This window comes from Phycisphaerae bacterium (genome assembly GCA_035384605.1).
Classification (GTDB): domain Bacteria; phylum Planctomycetota; class Phycisphaerae; order UBA1845; family PWPN01; genus JAUCQB01.
Genome location: DAOOIV010000009.1, coordinates 1 through 24,687 on the forward strand (window position 1 = coordinate 1; position 24,687 = coordinate 24,687).

Genomic DNA, 24,687 nt, shown 5'->3' on the forward strand with positions numbered 1-24,687 from the left:
ATTGCCCGTGTTCCTGGTTGTATCGGGCGACACCGCGAAGGAGTCCGCGGCCGAACTCGCGAGAAGTCTCGATGAGTAAGGCAACCCGCCGCATGGTCCGGCTCTGTGCATATCCGCATATGAAAGGAACGAACGTATCCGCCTCGAAGCGAATAGTATAACTCATTTCTCAAAAAAGACAACATCCGCCGGTCCCACACCGTAGGCGCGACGTGGCTCGCCCCGTTAGGATTGAGTCGTACCTCTGAGCCGACGCGGCATTTGACCGGCTTGAGGGGGCTCCGAGCACGGAAAGGGCACGGGCCGATGCGGCGCAGCAGACCACCTCGAATCACGAGAGCGAAAGGATCTGATCTCCTCCAGGTGGAGAAACAGCCGTCTACTGACGAGATGGCCGGGCGTCGGCAAGAACAGGTCATAGCCCGGTATGCCATCGAGACCCCCCTTTCTCTGGAGGCGGCGGCCGCGGCCATGGCCGGGGCCTCGACTGCCACCTTTGTCGATGTGCCGGGGCTAACCGATCAGTTGCGGCAGCGCGTGGCAACAAGGATCGAGAGAATCGTGCCCCGGGACGTCGTCAGCGCACCCGGTCTTCCAGGATCGCGGAGTCCGGCCACGGGGCAACAGGCTGCGAGGTACCAGCGGGGAGAGGTCGTGTTATCCTTTCCCATCGAGGGCATGGGAACGAACCTGGCAGCACTGATTTCCATGATCATGGGCAACTTTTTCGCCCTCAGACAGGTGTCCGGGATACGTCTGGTGGACCTGGAGTTGCCCGATTGCTTCGCAAGGGCTTATCCGGGGCCGCAATTCGGGATCGAGGGAACGCGCCGACTGACGGGCGTTCACGGCCGGCCTATTATCGGAACGATCATCAAGCCCAATCTCGGCCTGTCGCCGGAGCAGACGGCGGAAAAGGTGCGCCAAGTTGCCGAAGCCGGCGTGGATTTCATCAAGGATGACGAGGTGATGGTCAACCCGCCTCATTCGCCTATCAGAAAGCGGGTGGCAGCGGTCATGCGGGTGATCAACGAGTTCGCCGATCGGACGGGCAAGAAGGTGATGTACGCCTTCAACATCAGCGACGAAGTTGAGGCGATGCTTCGTCATCACGACGCGGTAGTGGCAGCGGGCGGCACGTGTGTCATGGTCAGCGTCAACAGTGTCGGCTACATGGGGGTTTTGGCGCTGCGTCGCCGATGCCAACTTCCCATTCATGCTCATCGGAATGGTTGGGACATGCTGACGCGGTGTCCGCACCTGGGCATCGAATTCGCGGCCTGGCAGAAACTCTGGCGGCTGATCGGCGTGGACCACCTGCACGTTAACGGTCTGGGCAACAAGTTCTGGGAGCCGGATGATTCGGTGGTCGCTTCCATCCATGCGGTGATGACTCCGCTGTTCGGTGGTCACCACATCATGCCGGTTATCGGCTCAGGCCAATGGGCCGGCCAGGCGCCCCGCACGTTCTCGAGGGTGCGAACGCAGGATCTGATTTACCTGGCCGGCGGGGGCATCTTCGGCCATCCGGCCGGAGCCGCATCCGGGGTCATGTCCATCCGCCAGGCATGGGAAGCCGCCCAAAACGACGTAGCCCTGGAAACATGCGCCACAACCCACGTGGAGCTGCGACAGGCTTTGGAAAAGTTCGGCTCTCTGCGCGAGTAGGAACGTTCATGGCCGCGGCCAGACCCAATGACCTTCTTCTGGGCTTCTACGGAGACGACTTCACCGGTTCCACCGACGCGATGGAGGGTTTGACGCGTGCGGGATTGCGAACGGTGCTGTTCATTGGTCGTCCTCGCATCGAGCAACTGTGCCAATACCAAGGATTGCGGGCCATCGGGTTGGCCGGTTGCAGTCGTTCCCTGCCTCCGAGGGAAATGGAAGTGGAACTGGGCGAGGCATTCGGGGCGCTGAAGCAGTTGAACCTGCCGATCATGCATTACAAGATCTGCTCGACCTTTGATTCCTCGCCTCAGATCGGGAGTATCGGCCGGGCCTTGGATGTCGGGGCAAGGATCTTCGATGCTCCTGTCGTGCCGCTGCTTGTCGGGGCCCCCATTCTGGGACGCTATAGCGTCTTCGGAAACCTCTTCGCCCGGTCTGGTTTGGACTCCGAGCCCTATCGGCTTGACCGTCATCCCACGATGAGTCGGCACCCGATCACCCCGATGACGGAAAGCGACCTCCGCCTTCATCTGGCGCGGCAGACACATCGGAAGATCGGACTGCTCGACATCCTGTCGCTGGCCGACGCGGAACAGGCCAGGGCGAAATACCGCGAGCTTGTTGCCGGAGGAGCGGAAGTGATCCTCCTCGACATACTCTATAGGGAGCACGAGCCGGTAATCGGGAATCTCCTGTGGGACCAGGTTCGCGAGGGATCCACGCTGTTCATCGTCGGCTCCTCCGGTGTTGAATACGCCCTGACCGGATACTGGAAGAGCCGGGGCCTCCTGCCGGCGTCTCCACCCCTTTCTGCTCCGGCGGTCGAAGCACTGATTGCCATTTCGGGCAGTTGCTCGCCGGTGACGGATCGGCAAATCGGCTGGGCATTGCAGCAAGGGGCTGCGGAGATTCGCCTCGAGACGGCGGACCTGGTGGACCCAGCCACCGCCGAAGCGGCGATTGAAGCATCGGTGGCCGAGGCGCTGAAACTGCACGAACGCGGGCGAACGGTGATCTGCCACAGTGCCCGGGGGCCTGCGGACCCTCGCCTGCAAGAAACGGTAAGACGCTTCGAAGCCATGGGGCGCGATGCCAGGCATCACAGCGGCAGAGTTCTTGGGGAGGCTTTGGGCACCATCCTGTTGCGGGTGCTGGAGCGAGGAAAGATCAAACGCGTAGTAATCATCGGCGGCGACACATCCTTCTTCGTGGCAAGGACCCTGAACATCGAGGCTCTTGAGATGGTGGCGCCGACCGCTCCCGGTTGCCCGCTGTGCCGGGCCTATGTTCCCGGGTCGGTGCTGAATGGGATGGAGATTTGCTTCAAGGGCGGACAGGTGGGCAAGGACGACTTCTTTGGAACCGTGCTGGTTCCGAGCCGGTCGAATGTCGAGGCTTGACCCACGTTCCAGCCGCGGGCATAAGGGGGGCAAGCAAGCCGGTTGTCCCGGAGACAAGGGTCGCGGGCCCGACGGAGTTCAGGCATGAAGAACAACGAAATCATGATCGTGGTCGCGCCAGTTCCGGGCGAGAAGCAGGATGAGAAATACCCCGGCGCGATCGACGTGGTCCAAGAGGTGATTCGTTGTGAGGCCGCCGGCGCCGCGATCGCACACTTGCACGCCCGCGACGAAAAACTGCTGCAAACCGTCGATCCAACCCTTTTTGCCGGTCAGGTGCGCCGGATTCGCCAATCCTGTCCCATCATCATCGAAGGCTCGACCGGAGGCGCGCCCGAGCACACGCTGGAACAACGCTGCGTCACATTCACCGTCCCCCAGGTCGAGATGGGATCCCTCAACCTCGGGTCGGTCAACATGTACGACGGCGTGTACCAGAACAGATACCAGGACATCTGTTTCTATGCCGACAAGCTGGCGGCGATGCGAATCGCGCCGACCATGGCCGTTTTCGATCTGTCGCACATGGCCAATTACCAGCGGCTGGTTGAGGACGGTAGACTCTCACCGCCGTACGTGTTTGAGTTCGTCTTCGACGTGCCCTACGCGCTGCCCTATGCGGATCGGTATCTCGATCTGCTGGTCGATCATCTGCCGCCGGGGGCAATCTGGTTCTGTGTGCGACATCACCAGAAGGGAGCGGCTGGCCTGCGAAGGGTAATGGAGTTAGGCGGGCATATTCGCGTCGGCTATGAGGACAGTCCTTTTTTGAGCAACGGGCGCCGGGCAAGGAACAACGTCGAGCTGGTTGAAGACGCGGTGGAACAGGCCGCCAAGGCCGGGCGTGAGGTCGTGCCTGCCGCTCGCGCCCGTGAGATCATCGGTCTTCGGCCGGCGGAACAGGCCTGACCGCGCGCCCGCCGAATGAAACGGTTGTATCGGTGCACTGTTCCGTCTTGAGCCGTTTCTGGAGGACCCACCGTGAAACCCAAGAGACTGGCCCTTATTCATACGGTGAACTGGTACCAGCAGGTCATCACCGTTCCGTTTGTGGATCCCTGGCTGAAGGCAAACCCCGACGTGCAGGTGTTCAACATCATGGATGATTCCCTCTTAGAGGAGTCACTGGCACACAAAGGTCCCACTCCCGCGGTGATCAAGCGTCTTCAGTTCTATGTTCTGGCCGCCGAAAGCATGGGCGCCGACGTGGCGATGATCACCTGTACCACGGTGGGTGAGGCCTCATGGATCGCCCGCAGGTACGCATCGATTCCGGTCTTCAACATCGACGAGCCCATGGCTCGCGAGGCGGTTCGATCGGGTCGTCGGCTGGGTATTGTCGCGACGGTTCCCACCAGCCCGGCGGCCACCAAGAGGTTGCTCGAACGCACCGCCGCGGAAGCCGGCGTCTCCGTGGAAATCGAAATCGCCTTGAACGAGCAGGCATTCGAGCATCTCCAGCAGGGGCGGGTCGAACGGCACAACGAACTGGTGTACCGGGAAATGGACAAGCTGGCCGAGAAGGTGGACGTGCTGGTTCTGGGGCAAATCAGCCTAGCCCAGATCAAACATCAGACGAGGGTGCCGGTGTTGCAGGTGGGACACTCGGGCTTCGCTGAAGCCCGCCGGCTGCTGGATGCGGCTGCTCGCTGAGCCCAATGGAGAAGAGCACAACGTTGCCCTACGATGGCGACTTTCAGCGCCGGACCGAAACGGCGTTGTACGTTGGGGCAGGCGTCGCTTCATAGGAATGACAGGCAATTGCCACTCGAGATCCTCCGGATGCCCAAACGCTATTGGCTGGTTTTCGGGATGTTTCTGCTGTCGATGCTGCTTTACGTGGACCGGGTGTGTATCTCGTCGGCCAAGAGCGCCATCGCCCTGGACCTGGGCCTGTCTGAAAAGCAGATGGGCTGGATCATATCGGCCTTTGCCCTGGGATACGCGCTGTTCCAGGTGCCTTCGGGCGTCCTGGCGGACCGATTCGGACCGCGGGTCATCCTCAGCGCGGTGGTGACTTTCTGGTCCCTGTTCACGGCCCTGACCGCAGCGGCGTTCAACTTCATCTCCGCTTTAGTGTTCCGCTTTCTTTTTGGAGCCGGCGAGGCCGGAGCCTTTCCGGGGTGCGCCCGCGCCGTCTACTCCTGGATTCCGATGTCGGAACGAGGGCTGGTTCAAGGATTGACTTTTTCCGGCTCGAGATTCGGGGCCGCTTTTGCGCTCCCGGTCATCGCGTGGCTGGTTGAGACGATCGGTTGGCGGCCGAGTTTCGTTGTTCTTGGCGTCATCGGCGTTGGCTGGGCGTGTTTCTGGTACCTCTGGTTCCGCGACGACCCGGAAACCCACCCGCGCATCACGCAAGAAGAGAAGGGCCTGATTCTTCGCACGCGCCAGCAGGCCGCGGCGGGCCCCGGACCGGTCGCCCCCCTCAGCGCGGGCACTCTGCTGGGCAGCTCCAACGTCTGGTTGCTCATGGGGCAGTATTTCTGCTCCAACTTCACATTCTTTTTTTGCCTGTCTTGGCTGTTTCCGTACCTTAGAAGCCAGTATACGCTGGGCATGGTCGAGACCGGCCTCTATGCCGCCATGCCGCCCCTGGCGGGGGCTCTGGGCAACTGGGTGGCCGGCCTGCTGGTGGACCGGCTTTATCGGCGAGGTCGGTGGATACCCTCGCGGCGAATTCCTGCCATCCTGGGCTTCCTGCTGTCGGCCGCGGGTCTGATTGCCAGCGTATTCATGCACACGCCGCTGGGCGCGATCGGATGTCTGTCGGTGGCGGTCTTCGGTGCCGACATGACGCTTGCCCCGTCATGGTCGACCTGCATTGACATCGGGCGCCGGCATTCGGGTGCGGTCTCGGGGACGATGAACATGGCGGGCAACCTCGGATCCTTTGTCACTTCGCTCGCGTTCCCGTATCTACTGGCCTGGACCGGCACGCACATCACCTTCTTCCTGGTCGGGGCGGTGCTGAACGGGCTGGCGGTCATAGGATGGCATTTCACGCGTCCGGATCGACCGCTTGAGGACCATTGAGAATAAGATCCGAATGTGTCCCCGGGCGAGAAAGACACAGGACACTACCGCCAAGGCACGTCCGGCACGCGATAACCAGGTTGCCGGCATCCGCGTGGCCGCTGGTAAAGCCCGAGGGCTTGGTCTGCCTAACGGTCGCGTCATGGTACGGGCATCGCCGGCGGACGCTACGTGATCCAGCGCATTATGCCTGGTCGGGTCCTCCGCAACTGAAGGGCATCTTGGCGTTGGGTTCGTTCAACGAAGCTTTTCCGCCGGCGACCGGACCAACCCCGCTTGCCATGGGGCCATCCTCGCGGCGGAAAAACTCTGTTCGTTTGGCGCGGGGAAGCTATCAGCCGTCGGCACTCAGCTTTCGGCCGGACGGAATTCCGTGCTGCATGCTGATCTCTGAGAGCTGGTTGCTCCCTCGTTGGGTTCGTTTGGTCAGAAGGAGTGTTGATCTCTGAGGTATCAGCTCTTGGCTCTCGGCCGGAGGGGATTGATCTTCAGTTTTCAAAGAGCATTGGCGGGGGCGGCAGACGGTTGGGTTCCGGTCGGCGCGCAGGGTCTCCGCTGGTATTGTCGGGAGGGAAAACACAAGGCGTGCTCCGCGACAGGCTGTTGGAACGGAGCGACAGCGTCGGAAGGCCGGGGTGGTGGGTGTTGGGCACGCGCGGTAGGGCTCCGCTCCGCTTCGTCCGGGGAACTCACGGGGCTCCAGCCTGCCCTACCTTGCTGCGAGACAATCCATGTGGTCACTGCTTGAATTTGAGCGTGTCGGCGGGGGGACTGCCCTGCAGGTTTGCCGGCGGGAAACGTTTTTCGGCTAGATGGTAGAATGGTTGGCAAGGAGGTATCGCATGTGCATGTCGGAGAAGCGGCCTTTGACCAAGGCCGGCGGCCAAGAGCGGATACGAAACCCCGCACCCACGGCCGATCCCACGACCCGCACGCTGGTGGTCTATCAGACCCGGCCGGAGGAAGTTGAGAAGGGCGACGTATGGAACCCGGAGTACGGCCTGCTGTGGGTGCCGAAGGATTGGGAGTACCTTGCGCCCGGTGACGCCTTTGTCACGCGATTTGTCAAGCGTGGGCCTCATTGGGCGCTGAGGGGCAGGTTCAACCGCAAGAAGGGCTATCGACGGAAGCTGGGCATTTACGCTCCCTCGGCGACCATTCGGGAGGCCCAGGCCGCCGCCGAGCGGACCGAGGCCGCCCGTAAGGAGCAGCGTGCCAAGGCGGCCGTCGTTCGGGAGAAGGCCGAGGACCGCTATCGGCGGGAGTTTGAGCAGGCATGCATCGAGTTCCTGAATTTCAGCAAGCGGTATGCCAAGCTCGCGGCCAGGATCGCCCGCGAGACCACTGACCGGGCTTGTCAGAAGTACAGCGGCCGTGTGGGGCGCACGCAGAAGCTCGACTTGGCGACCAAGGCGGCCCTAGCCGTCCGGGCGTGCATTCGACACAAATACACGGGCTACGAAGATAAGGTACCGCCGTTCCCTGATCCTTTATTGGAAGACGAGTACCGCACCGCCCGCCAAATGGCTCACGAGGACGTGGATGCGTTTCTCGAAAGGCACAGGGACAAGGGCGGGTGAGGGCGGAGGCGGTGGCGCGGGTCTGGCTCGCGGTCCCGGGGAATGACGAATGGCGAAGGGGAAGTATGCCAGGGGCTTGCGCCGCCTGGCTACATACCTGGGCCCCTTTGGGGCATGAAGAGCCGTGTTCCATTCGCTGGTCAGCCCAAGCGGGGCGGCAGGTGCTCCTGAACGGATCAGGCCTTCTATCGCCCTTTCAGGGCTAATCCGTCCCGACGGAATGCATACCAGAGGCTTGCGCCCCCTGGCTACATACTTGAGCCCCTTTGGGGCATGAAGGCCGTCGGCGAGCCGAAAACACAGGGCAGTTGCGTAGCGGAAGGCAAGTTGTCCCTTTGTCTTTTTGCTGCGAGCTTGTGGATGCGTCAACAAGAGGCGACGGAGTCAACAGAGGAAGCTGTCTCGGCTCTCTCCGTTATCTCTGTTTGCTCCTCGTTTCGACTTCTACTCTTGTGGTTATCCTGCATCCGGTGCCGGTTCGATGGTGGCTCGCATTGAGCCCTTGGAACGTTTGAGCCGCCAGTCGGGCCCGTAGGCGTGGATCTGGTCGCGCTTCAGCTCGGCGCGTTCCTTGGTGGTGGTATCGACGATCACCCGGCCGGTGGTGTCCACTTCGCGGGCCATCATATACGCCTTGTTTTTGTTGTGGCCGAACAGCTTGCCCAGCATCTCGATGACGTACTGGTAGGTGTGGTCGTCGTCATCCAGCAGGACGACGTGATACGGCGGCTGACGGCGCGGGATGGGTTTGGCCGGCTTTTCAACGGGCTTGGCCGGCGGTGTCGCGACGGCAACCTGATTCGATTCGGCCATGAGACTCACTCGGCATCTCGAGGCACAGTCCAAGGCGAACCGCCTTTTTGCGGGCCGCAAGCAAAGCGTACCGCGATCCGGAAACATGCACGCAAGCGGTACAGATGTCCGACCATAGGGTTTCAAGTCAAGGCTTCACTGATCATGCAGGTCAGTTCGACAATCTGAAACGGCTTGCGAAGCAGACGTGTGTCAGAGGGCAGCCCTTCGGTCAGATCGACCTCCGTGCTGCCGGTCATGAGAATGGCCGGCGTGTGGCGACCTTCGGCCCGAAGATCCTTCAGACAGTCAATCCCGCTGCGCTTAGGGAGATCGACGTCCACAACCAGCAAGCGGATCGTCTCGCCGTGCTGCCGGCAGGCCTCCATCATCGATCGACCATCCTTTGTCCTGATCACGCTGTACCCATCCGCCTCCAAGCGAGTGGTCAGGACCGTGCCAACGTACTCGTCATCCTCGGCCAGCACAATCTTCTCTCCTCTGCCAGGGGGCCGGCCGCCTCGAGGCCCCTTCACCTCGGGCTCAACGCCGGGCTCGCAGGTGGGAAGGATGACTCTAAAGACAGTTCCTTTTCCCACTTCAGATTGCACTTCGACACGCCCGCCATGATCTTTGACAATGCCGTCGATAATGGACAGACCGAGCCCCGTGCCGGCACCGCGCGGCTTGGTGCTGAAGAACGGTTCGAAGATGCGTGTCTGGATGTCGGGGGGCATGCCCACGCCGGTGTCGCTGACCGTCAGGCAGACCAATGCCGGTTCCTGCTCCTTTGATTCGTCGGTCCCGCCATCGCCGGGGCCGCCCACGGGCCCCACGGCGATCCGCAAAGTCCCCCCGCGGGGCATGGCGTCGCGGGCATTCACCGCCAGATTCATGATGACCTGCTGCATTTGCGTCTCATCGGCGCAGATCCAGATCGGCGTCTGGCCGGCCGTTTCCGCGACCAGTTCAATCGAAGCCGGCAGGGCCCGCCGAATCATCCTCACCGTCCGCTCCACCGTTTCGCGAAGATCGATCGGCTTCTTCTCGCCGGGGACTTTTCGGGCAAAGATCAACAGCGAGCGGGTAACTCCCATCGCCTGCTGGGCCGCCTCCCAAATCGCCTCGAGGCTTGCGCCGATGCTCTCTTGCTGATCCTGCGGCAACTGTTGCCTGATCAGATCGACGTTGCTGAAAATGACGGTCAACAGATTGTTAAAATCATGGGCAATGCCGCTGGCAAGCTGTCCGACCGCCTCCATTTTCTGCGCATGGTAGAGCTGCTCCTGGAGGACCCGTTTCTCTTCTTCAGCCCGGAGTCGCTCACGAATCTCGGCGACCAGCTCGGCAGTTCGCTCCCTGACGAGTTCCTCGAGATGCTCGCGGTGTCTTTGCAGCTCGGCCTCGGCCGCGCTGCGTTCCAGAACATTTCTCACCGTGGCGGGGAGCACGGTCAGATGGTGGCCATCGGGATCCTTGATGAGGTAGTCCCGGGCCCCGAGCTTCATGGCCTCCACCGCCGTCTCCTCACTGCCCGTACCGGTCACCACGATGAAGGGAACGTTTCTGAATTCTCCCAGCAACTCGAGACAGTTGCCGTCGGTGAGCGAAAAATCGGTAATCACGATGTCGAACTGCTCGGCGGCGAGGTGTCTGCGGGCCGCCTGCGACGAATCCGCAAGAGTATAGTCATACGGCAGCCGCTGCTTCTTAACAAACCGCTCAAAGGCCATGCGGTCGAGCAGATCATCATCGACGAAGAGAACTCGAAGAGCGGCGGAGCTCATGGTCTTTTCTCCTGCTACGGCAGTTCGCTAAGCGTCCAGTAGAGGTCGATGGTTCGAACCACTTCGACGAACTGACGGTAGTCGACCGGCTTGATCATGTACCCGGCGACGCTCAGGTTGAAGCTTTCAATTCGATCCTGTTCCTCCCGGGATGACGTAAGCACCACCACGGGTATTCGTTTCAGTTCGGCATCACATTTGACGACGCGGAGGAACTCCGCCCCGTTCATCCGCGGCATGTTCAGATCGAGCAGGATAATGCCGGGACGCTCACAGGCAGGGTCTCTCAGCATCCGCAGAGCCTCCTCGCCGTTCGCCGCGATGAGCAGCCGATTCGTAACGTGAATGTCCCTCAGGGCGCGCTGAACGGTGATCTGGTCAACCTCATCGTCTTCCACCAACAAGATCGGCGTATTGGGTCGCATGACTGTCTTCCTGCCCGGCTACTTGGGCAACGTGAACGTGAACGTGCTCCCTTTTCCCACTTCCGACTCCAGCTCGACCTTTCCACTATACAACTCCACGATTCTTCTGACCAGCGTCAAACCGATGCCGGTGCCCTCCTGCTGATCTCGGGGTGTCAGGGTCTGGAAGATCCCGAAGATTTTCTCGTGATACTTCGGATCGATCCCCGGCCCATTGTCCGTGACGCTGAATCGCCAGCGATCGCCTGCGTCTTCGCAGGCCACGGTCACCAGGCCCGCGGGTTTGTTTATGAACTTGATGGCGTTGCCGATGAGGTTTTGAAATACCTGCGTCATCTGCGTCCGGTCGGCGACGACCACGGGAAGCCTGCCCTCGACGGTCACGTGGACATGGGCCGGAGGAGACAGCGCCTCGATCACCTCGCGCACGAGAAGGTCCAGATCGATCGGCCGGCGGTCTTCTTCAACGCGACCGATGCGGGAATACTGAAGGATTCCGTCGATCAGGTTGTACATTCGCGCGATCCGGCCGTTGATGAGTTTGAGTCTGTTTTTACCTTCTTCATCGAGCACGGAAGCATAGTCTTCGGACACCCACTGGGCCAACTGACTGACCGCGCGCAACGGGGCCTTCAGGTCGTGAGAGACCACGTAGGCGAATTCATTCAGCGCCGCGTTGGCCGCGGCAAGTTGCGCCGTGCGGTCCCGCACGCGCTGCTCCAATTCCGCGTTCAGTTTGCGGATCTCCTCCTCCGCCTGCCTGCGCCGGGTAATATCAATGCCGACTCCGAAGAAGTAATCCAGTTCTTGTCCCTTAAACACCGGTGCGCCGTGCCACTCTACCAGCAGCAGACGACCGTCTTTCGTCATAATGTGGTTCTCGTTCAGCGTCGGCCGTCCGGCCACCACAAGCTGCTCGAAGATTCGGGCGAGTGCCCCGCGGTCGGCGTCGGGCACGAAAGTGGTCATGTAGTCCTTACCGACCACCTCTTCCGCCGTGTAGCCCAAGGCGTTCAACATCGCGGGGTTCATCATCCTTGTCCTGCCGTCCGCTCCGATGGCGACAAAGAAAGCCGGTGAGGCATGGATCAGGGTCTGGCTGAAGGCCATCTCGTTTCGCAGCGCCTCATCAGCCCGCTTCCGTCCGGTGATGTCGCGAACGACCGCCACAAGGTGCGGCCGGCCCGCGAGGAACACCCGGTTGAGAGTTACCGCCGCGTCAAAGAGCGAGCCGTCGATTCGGTAGTGGCGCCACTCGAAGGACTGCGGCTCCCCGGCGTAAGCGGCTGAGATTTTCTCAAGGGCTTTCTGTGTGGACGGACGGCCATCCGGCTGGAACTCGGGCGACAGGTCGTACGGGTGAAGCTGCAGGATCTGCTCGCGGGTGCCGCCGAATAATGCCTGCGTTCTCGGGTTGCAGTCCACGAAACGATCTTCTTCCATGAGGAAGATCGCATCGTTGGCCCCCTCGAACAGTGAGCGATACCATTCCCTGCCGTCCTGCGCGGCTTGTTCGGACCGCTTGAGGTCGGTGATATCCAGGCCCTCGGCAATCAGAAGAGCAATACGGCCGATGTCATCTCTGACGGCGCGCAGGCTGAACTGGATGTTGTGGAGTCGCCCGTCGCGGTCCACGTGGGTGGTCTGGAACCGCACCGGTTCACCGTCGTGGGCAACTCGGGCGATGGCCTCTCGCACCTGACTTCGGGCGGCGGAATCATGACGCCACCATGGCCCTTCCCAGAACGGCTTGTGCAGCAGCTCCTCGCGAGAAACACCCGAAAACTCCGCCGCCGGGCTGTTGACATCGAGCAGCGTGCCTTGCGGGTCCATGACGCCGGTCAGGTGAAGAGACTGATCAAAGATAGCCCTGAAACGACGAGCGGTTTCGCGGGTGGTTTCGTCGTCCAACCGCTCCGCCCCAAGTCCGCCGTGCGGCGCAACCGTCCCGGCCCCCGAGTCACGACACGGAGTTCGGTTCCAGCAGATGGCCAGCACGATCGCCAAGGCAACAACCAACAGAACCCACCAGAACAGCCGGTCGTCGAGACCGTGCAGCTCGGTCTGGCCCACGTAAAGTTCGTCCCGAGACCTCAAGAGTCGACCGACGGGAAGCCGCTCCCACACAGGTTTTGGGACAGGTTCGCAGTCACCTGCTCTTTCGAGCCAGGCCGGCAATGGGGCCCGGAGATCAGCCGAGACGATGGCCGCAGGGCCGGGTCGCGCAGAGTCCTCTTCTCGCCCGACCTGTTCTTGCCGACCAGCACGGCTCGGATTTTCGGGAATGATCCAGACCACGGTGAGCGACTGGAGTAATTGGCTCGGGCGACCGTCGCCCAAGTCATCCAACGGGCGGCTCCGAGGCGGGCCGGCATGGGCCAACGCGAATTGCCCAATTCCCCCAAAGCAGACGAGCGTCGCCCAGCCCAACAGCAGTTGGAGGTAGATGAAGCATTGTCTTCTGAACATTGCAAGCCCTCCCGCCAACAGGGAGCCGCCTGGCATGACGGGCGGCGCGGGCCTGGTCGCCTTCACAGGGAAGCCCACAATCATGGGCGTCACGAATCTCGTCATCCGCATTGCCGGCCGGCAATTCAGCAACCGGCCCGTACCGACAATGAGCCGCGCGGCCTTCAGCTTTCCAAGCAGACTTGAACTGACAGCTAACATACAGGCCCGCGAGCCAATTGACCAGCGTCGGCGCCGGAGAGCTTGGGGGCGCGGGAGTTGGACAACCTTTTCGCCTGCCTGACTGAACCTTGCCGACTTGCAAGAAAGCCGGTTGCAGGTAGGCTTAGACGCGGCATGACGCCGATGAGGCTTTATTCAATGGCAGGTCCGACCCATACACCCAAGCCGGCCGAGGAGCGGCCTCCCGCAAGGATTCACATTCTGCTGGCCCAGGAGGTTCCTGTGGGCGTGGTGTTCCGGCGAGGGCCGTCCAAGCAGGTCTGCGTCATCGGCTGGAACCGGGCCAACGATACGTTTATGGTCGGACAGTGGCTCAAGGGACGGATCTACGAGCGCCGCAGCGACCTCTCGCCTGACGGACGGTATCTGATCTACTTCGCCCTGAAGGGCAAGCCGGGCACGGATAAGAGCGTGTCATACACTGCCTTGTCGAAGGCCCCCTTTCTCAAGCCCATCGGGCTTTGGGAGAAAGCGGACAGCCAACACGGCGGCGGCCTGTTCCTGAACCGCACCACCTACTGGATCAACGACGAACGCAGCCACAAGACCGTGACTGTCCCGCGCGAGCTGCGCAAGGTTCCCCATTACCGCGGAGAGTATTCGTTCGGCAGCGAGTGCGCCGGCGTTTATTTCCTGCGACTGCAACGGGACGGATGGACGCTGAAGGAAGCACCGTCCGGGCCGGAAGGGCGCAGCTTCGCCGTCTTCGAGAAGCCTGCGGGGGCCGGGTGGGTCCTTCGCAAAACCGCTCATGTGACACCTTTGAACTCGCCCGACGCGCACGAACTCGTGCACACCACGGCCGGCACCCGAATTGACCTGCCGGGCTGGGAATGGGCAGATATCGACCGCAACCGTGTGGTCTGGAGCACGGCGGGCAAGCTCTTTGCCGCCCAGATCAGCGAGACAGGTACTTTTGAGCCGAAGCAGCTTTTCGACTTCAACCCGCTGCGTTTTGTGGTCCGGACCGCTCCCTATTGAGGCGCGGGGATCGCGGTCAAGCCCGGCCGATGGCATGACCTTGGCAATCAAAAAGCAGTTCGGCTTCGGGCAAATGGAAGGAGCTTTGAAGTCTGCGATTCAGCCGGCGCGGCCGCTTCTCAAGGCGGGACGACTTCTGATTCATCGACGGGCTGGGCGGCCGGGCGGGTTGCGGCCCTGATGAGGATCTGCCGGGCGAGCCGATTGGCCATCTCTTCTTCCGCTTTGCGTTGCCGTTCGATTTCCTCGGGCGTGGCGGCCGGTTGTGCGCCGGGCTCGGACGCTGTGCCGACCAATTCGGCGACCCGGCCCTTGACCTCTTCAAACGTGTATCTCTCGCGACGGCGTTCCCGGCCTTGGGCGTCGATGTAGGCCACCGTGAAACTGTCAAAGGCAGGATGGGCCCTGTCGTAGTAGACCGTCATGATGACCCGACCGCCCCACACGTCCTTCTCGCTTGTGAGATTGAGGCGATCAACTCCGCGCTGATGGAAGTGATTGGTCAGCACAGTATCCAGCAGCAATGAACGGTCCAGGCGCTCCGGGGGTGACAACATATTCAGCCAACTCTCGTCCACGGTTTTCTGGCCCTCGGGTTCCAGCCGCTCGACCGCAGGCACCGTCAAGGGCCCTTCACAACCCAGTACCCCCAGAATCAGTATGACCGAGACGTTTCGCATCGGGATTCCTCCGAGAACCCATAATGGACACGCCTAAAAGAAGATCATGACCCGATTGTCCGTTTTTCTCCTCGCAGGCCCGGCCGTGGCAACAGGCTAACGCAACGACCTCGACCCTTCAATGCATGGAGTCCCGACAAAGCGGACCATGATCCGCCAAGACAAACTCTGCTTCGCTGACTGCTTCTCGCTCACTCCGTCTTCGGCTCGGCCACCCTGCCCATGAAGAGAATCGCACCGGACACGCGGTCGCGGATGAGGAAGACGAAGGGGTGGTCGGCGCGAAATTCGGGGATCCGCTCGGGCATGGGGGCGGCGGTGAGCTTCATGACCACGGCGGTGGCGGCGGCAGCCTCGGTGCCTTCCTCATCGACATTGACGAAGGCCTTGTGGACCACGGCGGAGATGAACAGGTTCTTCTTGCCGTTCATGCCGGAGAAGTCGGCCTGGTTCCCGTCAAAGGCCTTGGTCATGCCCAGTGATTGCAGGACCTGTGCGAGGCTGAATTCCCTGGTTGCCTTGAACTTGGGCAAAGCCACCCTCACCTTCTGCGGCTTGAGCTGTGCCAGCCACTGACTCAGGTTGTTGGGGGTAAGCCGCTTCTCGAGACCGGCCAGCCCGTTTTTCTGTTCGGGCAGCAAGATGATCATTGATAGCCGGTTACCCTTGTACGTCAGCTCAAGCGCCTGAAGGTTGTCCATTTCAGCGTAGCCGAGAATCGACGTCTGATGCATGGTGGGCACCTGGATTTCCTTGCCGCCAGCCGCGAAGAACGGGGCAGGGTTGGTGTCCTGCTTCTTGAACTTGGCCAGCCACTCGGCCTTCATGTAGATGGCGTTGGTGAGTACCAGACGGGTGGCTGCGTTCAGAACACCCTGTTTGATCAGTTCCTTGATCTTATCGGCCGTCTGTTTCTCGACCCAGTCGTTGATGGTCTTGCGGGCCCCTTCGGTGTCGCCCACGTAGTCGACCTCACTGAGGCCGGCACCGTAGGACCGCTCGGTCAGGTCGAGAAACTCCTTCAGAAACTGCTCGCCCTTCTGGCCCCAGAGGCGGTTGGCGACGCTCAACTGGAAATCGCCTTTCTTGCCGGCTTCGCCTGGCTCGGCCGTGCCAAGGCCCGCCTCGTTCAGGTCGCGGATCATCTCCGCGTAGGCCGAGTGAAGTCGCTCTGCGGGCAGATCAAAGTGCAGCGTCTTGGCCATTTCCTCGGCCGTGCTCGTGCGGGCCCCGGCGTAGGTCATGGCCAGGGCGGTCGAGATGCTGTAGGGCGAGAAGAACAGGTTTTCGTCGCCATTCTTGAGCTTGCCGTAGAGGTCGAGGGCGAAACGGTTGTTGGCATCGGCCACGGCTTTCACGTCAGGGGGCGGTGCGGGCCGGGCGACCTCGGACTGGGCCGCCTTCGCAGCAGCAGCGGTCAGCATCATGACAAGAGCGACGGTGGCAGCCGAAAGCCAGAAGGCAGGTCTCGGTCGCCTCGGCGACCTCGGCCATGCCCTACGACGCGTTCTGATTGAGCGAATCATGACTGGCTCCTTCGAATGAGCGTATCCTGCTGATTAGACGCACTCGGACCCCTTGTAGTTCCCTGAAGACCCTGCGAATCAGGAGAAATGCAGGGAACAAACCCTCTGCTGATGCGAGAGCCCTTTCTCGCACCGCTCCTGGGTGAATCTTTCCGTCCTTAGCGGCAGCGGCACGGAATCCGCCGCCATGGAGGACGGAGATGGGAATCTCGGTCCAGCGGTCCCGGACCGGCGGACCCAGGGGACAAGCCCCTGGGCTCGTCAAGACAATGACGAGTCGCGGCTACAAGCCGCTCCTACGCCCCCCCCGTCCCCCGCCCCTCGCCCCTCGTCCCCTATTGCATGTCCGCAAACACCACCTTTGGGTCGAGTTTCTGGAAAAGGATAGCCGGCTCGCCAAGGGGGTGGCCGGGGGGAAGCTCGGTTGTTGTCTGGTCCCAGGACAGGGCGCCGGCGTCGAGGTTGAGCATCCTGAGGCACTTGTCGGCCGAGAAGGGCAGGAACGGGGCCATGAGGGTCATCAGGGCCTTGACGGTCTGAATGCAGACGTTGAGGCTTGTTCCGCAGGCGGCCAAGTCGTCCTTGCGTTGTTGCCAGGGCTTTTTGGCATCGAAATAGACGTTGGAAGCCCGAGCGAGGTTCATGAGCTCCTCGATGGCGGCGCGGAATCGCAGGCCGTCCAGCCGTGCAGTGATCCGCTCGGCGTGGGCAGCGATGTTGGCCAGATGGTCGTTGTCCACCTGCTGGCGGTTGCCGACGGCCGGGACCTTGTTGTCAAAGTACTTCTGGGCGAAGGTCATTGTCCGGTTCACGAAGTTGCCCAGGGCGTTGACCAGTTCACCGTTGTTGCGGCTGATAAAGTCGTCGACATCGAAGGTAGTCCGCTGAGTTTCCGGCGCGATGGCCGTCAGGTAGTAGCGCAAGGGGTCGGGCTCGAACATTTTGAGGTATTCCTCGATCCAGATGGCCGTCCCACGGCTCTTGCTGATCTTTTCCTCTTCTTTGCCGGGGAACTTAATATTCAGGAAGGAGTTGGCGACGACCTGCCACGGCAGTTGGAACGACCCCTCGGCCATGAGCATCGCCGGCCAGGTAAGGGCGTGAAAAACGGTATTGTCTTCGCCGATGAAATGCACGATCCGGCAATCCGGGTCCTTCCACCATCGCTCGTAGGCCTTCCAGTCGCCGTCCACCTGCCGGCAAAGCTCGGCCGTGAACGACACGTAGCCGATCGGAGCGTCGAACCAGACGTAGAGCACCTTGCCGGCCGCGTCGGGGTCATTGAGCGGCACCGGCACGCCCCAGTGCAGGTCGCGGGTCATGGCCCGCTCTGGCAGGCCTTGTTTGATCTGGCCGAGCGAGAAATTGAGCACCGTTTCTCGCCACGGCGGGCAATCGCCCTGCGGCTGTCGCTTGGCTTCGAGCCAGGCACGCAGTCTCTCCTCGAACTGCGGTAACTGCATGTACCAGTGGGTGGTCTCGCGCGGCTCGGGCTTGGTGTTGGTGATGGTGCTGACCGGGTTGATCAGCTTCATCGGGTCGATGGACACGCCGCATGCTTCGCACTGGTCGCCGTAGGCTCCGTCGGCACCGCAGTTGTAGCATTTGCCCTTGACGTAGCGGTCGGGCAGAAACTGATCAGCCTGAACGTCGTAAAGCTGCATGGTGGTCTTCTTGACGAAGTATCCCTTCTCGTGGATGACGCGGAAGAAGTCCTGGCTGATTCGGTTGTGCAGATCGACGAACTTGGGCTGGTGGGTGCCGCCGTAGATGTCAAACCGGATACCCAGCCCGGCGAAGTCGGCTGCCTGGCGGGCGTTGTAGAAGGCGGTCAGTTCCTCGACCGACTTGCCCTCCTTGCGGGCGGAGATCAGCGAGGCCACGCCGTTGTCGTCGCTGCCGCAGATGAAGCGGACCTCGTCGCCGCGGGCCCGGAGGTAGCGGACGTAGGTGTCGGCCGGCAGGTAGGCCCCGGCGATGTGGCCCACGTGCAGACGGCCGTTCGAGTAGGGCAACGCGGAGGTAATCAGGAATCGACGTTTGCTCATGTTGATGCTCACTTCTGGTCTTAGCTGAGGCTTTTGGCAGGTCTGGCCGCCGGTGGCTGCTCGACCGTGCCCTACCTCGCCCTTCGACGCGAAATCAAGGATTCCGTCGGTATCATATCGGCAGTCATGTTCTTGAACAGGGAGTCAACCACGCCGAAGAAGGCCCGCTTTACGCGGGCCGACGCATGTACATAGGGGGGACCGATCTGGGTAAAGGTGCTTTCCTCATGCCGACGATAATACTCGAAGAAGCGCCTGGAGGCCAGGGGTTGGTAGGGTCCGGGGCTGCTGGGCTATCAGACCGCAGCGGGCATCTGCACGCAAGTTTACATGGCTCGGGGCGGACCTATAATGGTCCCAATCCGCTCGGTCGAGCGGGTTGTCCAGTAAGAAGGACGATTCTCATGGCCAAGCTAGGTGTCAATATCGATCATGTGGCAACGGTGCGGCAGGCACGGCGGACGATCGAGCCGGATCCGGTCTGGGCGGCGGCGGAGGCGCAGCTTGGCGGGGCCGACGGAATCACCTTCCATCTGCGGGAGGATCGCCGGCATATCAACGACCGCGACGCAGCGCTGCTCAAGCAGACGGTCACCTGCAAACTGAACATGGAGATGTCGATTGCCCCGGCGATCGTGCGGATTGCCGAGAACCTGCGGCCAAACCAGTGTACGCTGGTTCCCGAGCGGCGGCAGGAACTGACGACCGAGGGCGGTCTGGATGTGATCCGCTTCAAGCGTCGGATTGCTCCGGTTGTCCAGAGGTTGCACCGCAAGGGCATCGAGGTGAGCGCTTTCATTGAGCCGATTGCCGAACAGGTGAAGATGTGCGCCGACCTGGACTTTGACGCCATCGAGCTGTGGACCGGCGGATACGCCCATGCCCGGGGGGCCCGGGCCCGCAAGAGGTCGCTCAAGCAGCTCGAGACGGCCCTCGAACTCGGCTGGGAACGCGGGCTGGTCGTTCACGGCGGGCACGGCCTGACCTATGACAACATCGGCCCGGTGGCCGAGATGGAATTCGAGGAGTTCAACATCGGGCACTCGATCGTCGCGAGAGCGATCTTGGTGGGCATGCGTGAAGCGGTTCGGCAGATGAAGGTGCTCGCCACCGGCGTGTTCCAGTAATCGGCGGCGGGGAGGCCAAAACGGCGATGAAAGGTGTGGTGAGTACAGCCGCTGTTCTGCTGGCGACTATCGCCACGACGTTGTCCGCACAACCGACTTCGAGCGCGTCGGCACCGGTGACTGCGACTGCGTCGGTACCCGCGCCGGTCGAGACCGCGGCACCGGCTCCGCCGCCGGTCCGGGCGACATTGCCCGCACCGAGCCCTGCTACGAACGCTGCCCCCGCACCCCCGACGGCTCCCGCTTCAATGCCGACGACCGCTCCGGCGCCCCCCGGCAGCCTGGCCATCCGGGAGGGTGACGTGATCGTCTTCCTGGGCGATGAATTGAGCGAAACGCCCGACGCCCGGCGAGGCGGTCGACCGACGTTCCCGCAACTGGTCGAGACGTTTCTGACGGTGCGTTATCCCGAGCTGCACCGGAGCCCCTCGGCGGACGGACCACGGCCGGTCCGGTACATCTCTGTCGGCTGGGCAGGCGACACCGCTGCGCGGGCTTTGCTGCGGTTGGAACGTGACGTTCTCATTCACAAGCCTACGGTGGTGGTCGTTTGCCTGGGAATCAATGACGCCGGTTACCTTAGTTTCGTCCCGGCCCGGTTGGAGGCGATGCAGCGTGATCTAACCAAGATCGTGCAGAAATGCCACGAAGCCGGCGCAAGGGTCTGGTTGATGTCTCCGCCCTGTGTGGAGGAGGAACGCGGCAAGAAAGCGCGCGTGGTTCGTGACGGACAGCGGGCGGTGGCCGACCTGGAAGTCATCCGATACAACGAGACACTGGCCAAGTATGCGGCCGCGATGAGGGAGATTGCCGCGGCCAATCCGCCGGCCGGTTTCGCCGACTGGTTTGCTGAAGCGTCGGCCGCGAGCCGGCAGGTTCGCGCGTACCCAGGCGAGGACTGGCTGACTACCGATGGGCGAACGCTGACTTTTCACGGGACGACGATCGGAGCAACCACGTTGCTGCGGGCATGGGGGGCCGAGCCGATTCGGGCGCTGCTTGAACTGGATTGGACGGACGGCACGGCACGGATCAGCACCCACCAAGGGCAATCGTCAACCATGCTCGTGCAGATCGCGGATGATGAGAAACGAATTCTGTCTGTTGACAACCTGCCGCTGCCATGGCCCTTGCCGAGTGAGGCCGGCGTCGGATTGCAGAGCGGGTGGAAAGCCGCTGATCTGTGCCAGATCATATTGCGCGTGCCCGATCCACCAGAGCAGGGGATTACGCTAGTCCAGGAAACGGACGACCATGGGGCCACAGCCCAGTGGCCTATCACTGCGGCCCAACTTCAGGCGGGTTTCAACCTGGTGACGGCCGAGCCGTTGCGTTCGCCCAAGGGCGTCCGCGATCTGTACAATCTCATCGTCACCAAGAATCGCACGCGCGACACGATCTGGCGACGCCTGGAGCTGTCGGCGCCGCAGGAGCCCGAACTGACCGACGGCCATCGGCAACTCATCGAGGCATGGAAGGCTTACGTTGCGGGTTACGAACGAATCATCTATCGGTATCCGAAGACGTTCAGCGCCCGGTTTACATTGAGCGAGACGACCGAGTCCGAGCATCTGCCCACGAGCCAGCCGACCCGCTTACCACGGGTGGTGCCGTCATCACACAACCCGATCCCGGCCACGTTGCCGGCTGCCGTGCATCCTTGAACTCTTCCAGCCCGGTCGCGGGGGACTCCGGAACGCCTTTAGTCCCTCCCGTCGCGACTGGTGCGCATTTTGCGCGCATGTTTCTGGATCGCAGAGCGCTTGGGTTGCGGCCCGCAAAAAGGCGGTCCGCCTCGGGGCCATTCCGTCAGGACCGTGGTTGCTCACCACGGCGAGGCGGACCTGCGACAGCAGGACCGTTAAGGGAGCGGTCCCTGGAAGATCGCAGCAAACAAACGAAGAACGGAGCAAACCGCACAGCAACCACGCCGCAAAGGGGTTGCGTCCACGGGGTCGCGGTTCTGAACAGGGGGCTGAAAGAACGGTCAGGCGTCTTCGGCAAGTTTCTGACGACACACGGAGACACTGACGCAGGCGGCGTTCCAGTTGCCTGAAGGGACCTCACGGATTACAAGGTTGGCATGACGCGTGCGATGAAGTGCTTCTGCCTGCTGATGGCGGCCGGCCTGTGGGCTTGCGGCTGTGACGATTCCAGCGAACACGAGGCAACACCCGCCCTGCCGCCCGAGCACGTCGCCCCGCCTCCGTCCGCAACCGACCCCGAGCCGCCGCCGCGGGAGAGCCCTGACTCGGTCGAACCCGACATCCTGATCTCGCCAAAGACGCGATCGGCGACCAAGCCGTCTTCTGCGGGCACCCGGCCGGAGCGCACAGAGCCCTTTCAGCCGCTGGCCGACGCCAGAACAGGCGAGTGGGCGCTCTACGAGGCGCTGGATTCCCAGACGCTGCTGTATCGGGTTAAGGAAGTGGGCATTACACGGGTGAAGACTGAGGTGCGGGTGACGCTGGACGGACGCCCGCTCGGCATGCCGGCCGAACGCGAAGATTTGCGAACCGCCGATCCGTTGGCGTGGGACCGCCCTTCCGATGGGCACCGGCAGACAAGCCGGACGACGATTCAAGCGGGGGGACGAGATTGGGACGCCGTCCTCTATGAGGACCGGTGGACGGAGGAGGGGGTGAAGTACGTCCGGCGAACATGGGTCAGCCCCGCAGTACCGGTGTTCGGTATCGTCCGGATGGAGCTGACAGGCGACGGCACCGTCGAAGCTCGACTCGAACTCACTGAGGCCGGACAGACGGAGTGAGTGCCGGCGGGCGAGCCGCCAGTGACACGGCAGAGAGCAAAAGCCGCCTGCATTCTGTCATCTTCTTCCTTTGCTCCTCTGGCTCTGGACGCGTTTGGCTTGTTCGATTTGTTTCTGAAGTTCCTGCCACTTGGCCTGCAACCAGGATTTGCGCCGGCCATCCCCACCGAAAGCGTTGGACAAGAGCCGCCTGAGGGGACCCGGATGTGCTTTTGCGGCTTCGCTGCGGGCTTCGAGCTCGGCGATGTGCCGGCGAATACGCCACTGTTCGATGATGCCAAAGATATTGCTGGCCATGATATACAACGTCAGGCCGCTGGGAGCGTTGTAGAGGATGAACATGAAAAACACGCTCATGAACATCATCATCTTGCGCTGCTGTTCAAGCTGGTCGGGGCTTCGATCGCTCGAGGTGTTGCCCCGCGGCATGAATTTGGTCTGCAGGACCTGAGTAATAGCCAACAGGATCGGAAGGACATTGAGGTGCTCGACGGGCCCGCCGAGGAGCCAGCCGAGCAGGGGTACGTTTACCGGCCGATTGAAGAGTCTCATGAACTGGTCCGGTTGGGTAAGATCCTTGATCCACCATCCGTCGAGCGGGGCGTGGCGCATTTCGACCGTGTAGCTCAAGGCGGTCCAGAGGGCAACCCAGATGGGAATCTGGATCATCATGGGCAGGCAGGTAAGCATCTGGCCGGCGGGGTTGATCCCTTCCTCCTTCATGACTTCCGCCATGGCCTGGTTCATACGGGCGCGGTCGTTGGCGTATTTCTCCTTAATGGCGTCCATCTTCGGCTTGAGCCGGGCCTGGCTCTTCTGCATTTTCTGCATATTGATCTGGCCCTTGACCGAAAGCGGATGGAGAATGGCCTTGACCACCAGCACCAGGACGATGATGGAGAGACCGTAGTTGTGCGGCCAGATAGCATGGACGCCGTTCAGCAGAACCATCATCAGGCCGACGAGCCAGCCCGGTGTGCACCAGGCAAACTCGCCGCTGAGCATCTGGTAATAAGAGCGCCGGGCGTAGGTCTCCACCGACTCGAAGATGCGTTTGGATTTCGGCCCCATGTAGAGATCGAAGGCCAGGCCGCTTAAGCCTCCCGTCGGAATGCTGATCGGCTCGGTGATGAAGCGGAAAGCCAGGTCCTGCCGTTCGACCTGCGCGTCATCCTTAACCTGGGGGGCAAAAACAATCGCCTCGGCTCGCGTGAATCGCGACGGAACATCGCCATGGTCGCGCCCGCTTGGCGCCATGATGCAGCCGAAATACTTGTTGCCTTCGGCGACCCATGCGATCCGGCTTCCCTCGTTGATGTCAGAACCCAACTCGATCTGAGTACGCTTGATCACGTCGGCGCGGGGGTGAAGCTTCGACGCCACAGCGCCGTTTCGCCACACCGCACCAATGACCTTACGGTCCTCGCCTCGCAGGTCCTCTTTCCGGAAACCAATCGGCCCCTGCTGCGTGACGATGATCTGGACCGGTTGGCCATAGCGGTTCTCGAATTGGAGCGACATTTGCGCATCCGAGGTTCGTGATTTGGCCTCCTGGGGGGCGAGCTGATAAGTCTTCAATACACGAAGGAGCGGCTTGCCGTCGGGCGTGCTGACGTCGACGCTGAACACCACCTGCTGTTCGGTGTAAGACTCGACCTTCCAGACGGCCTCATCAAGGGGTACGTCGAGAGCAGGATTCAGCACTCGCAACGTCGTCGGGAAGGAATTGAGCACGCGCAGGCGGCCCGACTTGTCAACCAGTTCGACAGGCTCCACCAGGGAATAGGGTTCCCTTTTCTCAACCGTCTGGTAATGACCTCGAAGGCGGACCTTTGAAACGACGGCTCCAGACGGATGGACGGTTATCTCCATCGGGAAGGGGCTGTCGGCGGATGCGGCACCGAGAACCAGCGGCCGGGTATCGGATCCCCGGCTGATTACAGCCTTGTCGGACGCCGGCCCACTTGCGGGAAAAGCCTCGGGAGTTGGAGCGGACGGAGCGGTGCTGAGGGGCGCGGGCCGGCTCGTGGCCTCGTTGACCGCCGTCGCGGGCTGCGTCGCGGGTTGTGTCGGCTGCGGCCAGATCATCCTGGCCAGGAGCAACCAGGCATAGAAGACCGCTATGGCGGCCAGCATAGCGGAGATCATTCGTCGCGTTTCCATCGTTTCCTTT

18 protein-coding genes are annotated in these 24,687 nt (G+C 61.9%); 10 read left to right on the forward strand and 8 right to left on the reverse strand.

Annotated elements, in window-relative coordinates; translation table 11 throughout:
• Positions 1-363 precede the first annotated feature (363 nt).
• The 6 genes from PLL20_04085 (at position 364) to PLL20_04110 (ending at position 7,687) form a co-directional block, all read left to right on the forward strand.
• Positions 364-1,668 carry a ribulose-bisphosphate carboxylase large subunit family protein gene (locus PLL20_04085; GenBank protein HPD29149.1) on the forward strand — a complete coding sequence of 435 codons (1,305 nt, stop codon included), beginning with the start codon at positions 364-366 and terminating at the stop codon, positions 1,666-1,668.
• A gap of 8 nt (positions 1,669-1,676) precedes the next feature.
• Positions 1,677-3,071 (forward strand): four-carbon acid sugar kinase family protein, encoded by a 1,395-nt coding sequence (locus tag PLL20_04090; GenBank protein ID HPD29150.1) that lies wholly within the window; start codon positions 1,677-1,679, stop codon positions 3,069-3,071.
• An 84-nt stretch (positions 3,072-3,155) separates the two neighbouring features.
• Positions 3,156-3,980 (forward strand): 3-keto-5-aminohexanoate cleavage protein, encoded by an 825-nt coding sequence (locus PLL20_04095; protein ID HPD29151.1) that lies wholly within the window; start codon positions 3,156-3,158, stop codon positions 3,978-3,980.
• Between the two features lie 72 nt (positions 3,981-4,052).
• Positions 4,053-4,724 (forward strand): aspartate/glutamate racemase family protein, encoded by a 672-nt coding sequence (locus tag PLL20_04100; protein ID HPD29152.1) that lies wholly within the window; start codon positions 4,053-4,055, stop codon positions 4,722-4,724.
• 129 nt (positions 4,725-4,853) lie between these two features.
• The gene (locus tag PLL20_04105) at positions 4,854-6,107 is read left to right on the forward strand and encodes an MFS transporter (GenBank protein ID HPD29153.1); all 1,254 of its coding nucleotides are present in this window, start codon (positions 4,854-4,856) and stop codon (positions 6,105-6,107) included.
• Between the two features lie 842 nt (positions 6,108-6,949).
• The gene (locus PLL20_04110; GenBank protein ID HPD29154.1) at positions 6,950-7,687 is read left to right on the forward strand and encodes a DUF2293 domain-containing protein; all 738 of its coding nucleotides are present in this window, start codon (positions 6,950-6,952) and stop codon (positions 7,685-7,687) included.
• A gap of 456 nt (positions 7,688-8,143) precedes the next feature.
• Here the strand turns inward: PLL20_04110 and PLL20_04115 are convergent, their stop codons facing one another.
• From PLL20_04115 to PLL20_04130, 4 genes are all read right to left on the reverse strand, one after another.
• The gene (locus tag PLL20_04115) at positions 8,144-8,500 is read right to left on the reverse strand and encodes an ATP-dependent Clp protease adaptor ClpS (protein HPD29155.1); all 357 of its coding nucleotides are present in this window, start codon (positions 8,498-8,500) and stop codon (positions 8,144-8,146) included.
• A gap of 122 nt (positions 8,501-8,622) precedes the next feature.
• Positions 8,623-10,266: a response regulator gene (locus PLL20_04120; GenBank protein ID HPD29156.1), complete on the reverse strand. Its 1,644-nt coding sequence runs from the start codon at positions 10,264-10,266 to the stop codon at positions 8,623-8,625.
• A gap of 14 nt (positions 10,267-10,280) precedes the next feature.
• Positions 10,281-10,691: a response regulator gene (locus PLL20_04125; protein HPD29157.1), complete on the reverse strand. Its 411-nt coding sequence runs from the start codon at positions 10,689-10,691 to the stop codon at positions 10,281-10,283.
• Between the two features lie 18 nt (positions 10,692-10,709).
• The gene (locus PLL20_04130) at positions 10,710-13,160 is read right to left on the reverse strand and encodes a PAS domain S-box protein (protein HPD29158.1); all 2,451 of its coding nucleotides are present in this window, start codon (positions 13,158-13,160) and stop codon (positions 10,710-10,712) included.
• A gap of 360 nt (positions 13,161-13,520) precedes the next feature.
• Here PLL20_04130 and PLL20_04135 point away from each other — a divergent pair, with 360 nt between their 5' ends.
• Complete coding sequence (locus PLL20_04135; GenBank protein HPD29159.1) at positions 13,521-14,363, forward strand: hypothetical protein; 843 nt, start codon at positions 13,521-13,523, stop codon at positions 14,361-14,363.
• Between the two features lie 119 nt (positions 14,364-14,482).
• On the opposite strand, the gene PLL20_04140 is transcribed toward PLL20_04135, so the two are convergent.
• From PLL20_04140 to metG, 3 genes are all read right to left on the reverse strand, one after another.
• Positions 14,483-15,043 (reverse strand): hypothetical protein, encoded by a 561-nt coding sequence (locus PLL20_04140; GenBank protein HPD29160.1) that lies wholly within the window; start codon positions 15,041-15,043, stop codon positions 14,483-14,485.
• Positions 15,044-15,234: 191 nt separating this feature from the next.
• A complete protein-coding gene (locus PLL20_04145; GenBank protein HPD29161.1) occupies positions 15,235-16,569 on the reverse strand; it encodes a serpin family protein in 1,335 nt (444 codons plus the stop codon).
• Between the two features lie 335 nt (positions 16,570-16,904).
• Positions 16,905-18,617 carry a methionine--tRNA ligase gene (gene metG, locus PLL20_04150; GenBank protein HPD29162.1) on the reverse strand — a complete coding sequence of 571 codons (1,713 nt, stop codon included), beginning with the start codon at positions 18,615-18,617 and terminating at the stop codon, positions 16,905-16,907.
• A gap of 404 nt (positions 18,618-19,021) precedes the next feature.
• Between metG and PLL20_04155 the strand changes: the two genes are divergently transcribed.
• The 3 genes from PLL20_04155 (at position 19,022) to PLL20_04165 (ending at position 22,514) form a co-directional block, all read left to right on the forward strand.
• Positions 19,022-19,744 (forward strand): pyridoxine 5'-phosphate synthase, encoded by a 723-nt coding sequence (locus PLL20_04155; protein HPD29163.1) that lies wholly within the window; start codon positions 19,022-19,024, stop codon positions 19,742-19,744.
• 248 nt (positions 19,745-19,992) lie between these two features.
• Complete coding sequence (locus tag PLL20_04160) at positions 19,993-21,408, forward strand: GDSL-type esterase/lipase family protein (protein ID HPD29164.1); 1,416 nt, start codon at positions 19,993-19,995, stop codon at positions 21,406-21,408.
• A gap of 419 nt (positions 21,409-21,827) precedes the next feature.
• Positions 21,828-22,514 carry a hypothetical protein gene (locus tag PLL20_04165; GenBank protein ID HPD29165.1) on the forward strand — a complete coding sequence of 229 codons (687 nt, stop codon included), beginning with the start codon at positions 21,828-21,830 and terminating at the stop codon, positions 22,512-22,514.
• Between the two features lie 57 nt (positions 22,515-22,571).
• Here the strand turns inward: PLL20_04165 and yidC are convergent, their stop codons facing one another.
• The gene (gene yidC, locus PLL20_04170) at positions 22,572-24,677 is read right to left on the reverse strand and encodes a membrane protein insertase YidC (GenBank protein HPD29166.1); all 2,106 of its coding nucleotides are present in this window, start codon (positions 24,675-24,677) and stop codon (positions 22,572-22,574) included.
• Between the last annotated feature and the right edge of the window lie 10 nt (positions 24,678-24,687).

Coding starts and splice junctions, on each gene's coding strand:
- PLL20_04090 (HPD29150.1), top strand. CDS start 1,677: ATGGCCGCGGCCAGACCCAATGACCTTCTTCTGGGCTTCTACGGAGAC.
- PLL20_04095 (HPD29151.1), top strand. CDS start 3,156: ATGAAGAACAACGAAATCATGATCGTGGTCGCGCCAGTTCCGGGCGAG.
- PLL20_04105 (HPD29153.1), top strand. CDS start 4,854: ATGCCCAAACGCTATTGGCTGGTTTTCGGGATGTTTCTGCTGTCGATG.
- PLL20_04110 (HPD29154.1), top strand. CDS start 6,950: ATGTGCATGTCGGAGAAGCGGCCTTTGACCAAGGCCGGCGGCCAAGAG.
- PLL20_04115 (HPD29155.1), bottom strand. CDS start 8,500: ATGGCCGAATCGAATCAGGTTGCCGTCGCGACACCGCCGGCCAAGCCC.
- PLL20_04120 (HPD29156.1), bottom strand. CDS start 10,266: ATGAGCTCCGCCGCTCTTCGAGTTCTCTTCGTCGATGATGATCTGCTC.
- PLL20_04125 (HPD29157.1), bottom strand. CDS start 10,691: ATGCGACCCAATACGCCGATCTTGTTGGTGGAAGACGATGAGGTTGAC.
- PLL20_04130 (HPD29158.1), bottom strand. CDS start 13,160: ATGTTCAGAAGACAATGCTTCATCTACCTCCAACTGCTGTTGGGCTGG.
- PLL20_04135 (HPD29159.1), top strand. CDS start 13,521: ATGGCAGGTCCGACCCATACACCCAAGCCGGCCGAGGAGCGGCCTCCC.
- PLL20_04140 (HPD29160.1), bottom strand. CDS start 15,043: ATGCGAAACGTCTCGGTCATACTGATTCTGGGGGTACTGGGTTGTGAA.
- PLL20_04145 (HPD29161.1), bottom strand. CDS start 16,569: ATGATTCGCTCAATCAGAACGCGTCGTAGGGCATGGCCGAGGTCGCCG.
- metG (HPD29162.1), bottom strand. CDS start 18,617: ATGAGCAAACGTCGATTCCTGATTACCTCCGCGTTGCCCTACTCGAAC.
- PLL20_04155 (HPD29163.1), top strand. CDS start 19,022: ATGGCCAAGCTAGGTGTCAATATCGATCATGTGGCAACGGTGCGGCAG.
- PLL20_04160 (HPD29164.1), top strand. CDS start 19,993: ATGCCGACGACCGCTCCGGCGCCCCCCGGCAGCCTGGCCATCCGGGAG.
- PLL20_04165 (HPD29165.1), top strand. CDS start 21,828: ATGACGCGTGCGATGAAGTGCTTCTGCCTGCTGATGGCGGCCGGCCTG.
- yidC (HPD29166.1), bottom strand. CDS start 24,677: ATGGAAACGCGACGAATGATCTCCGCTATGCTGGCCGCCATAGCGGTC.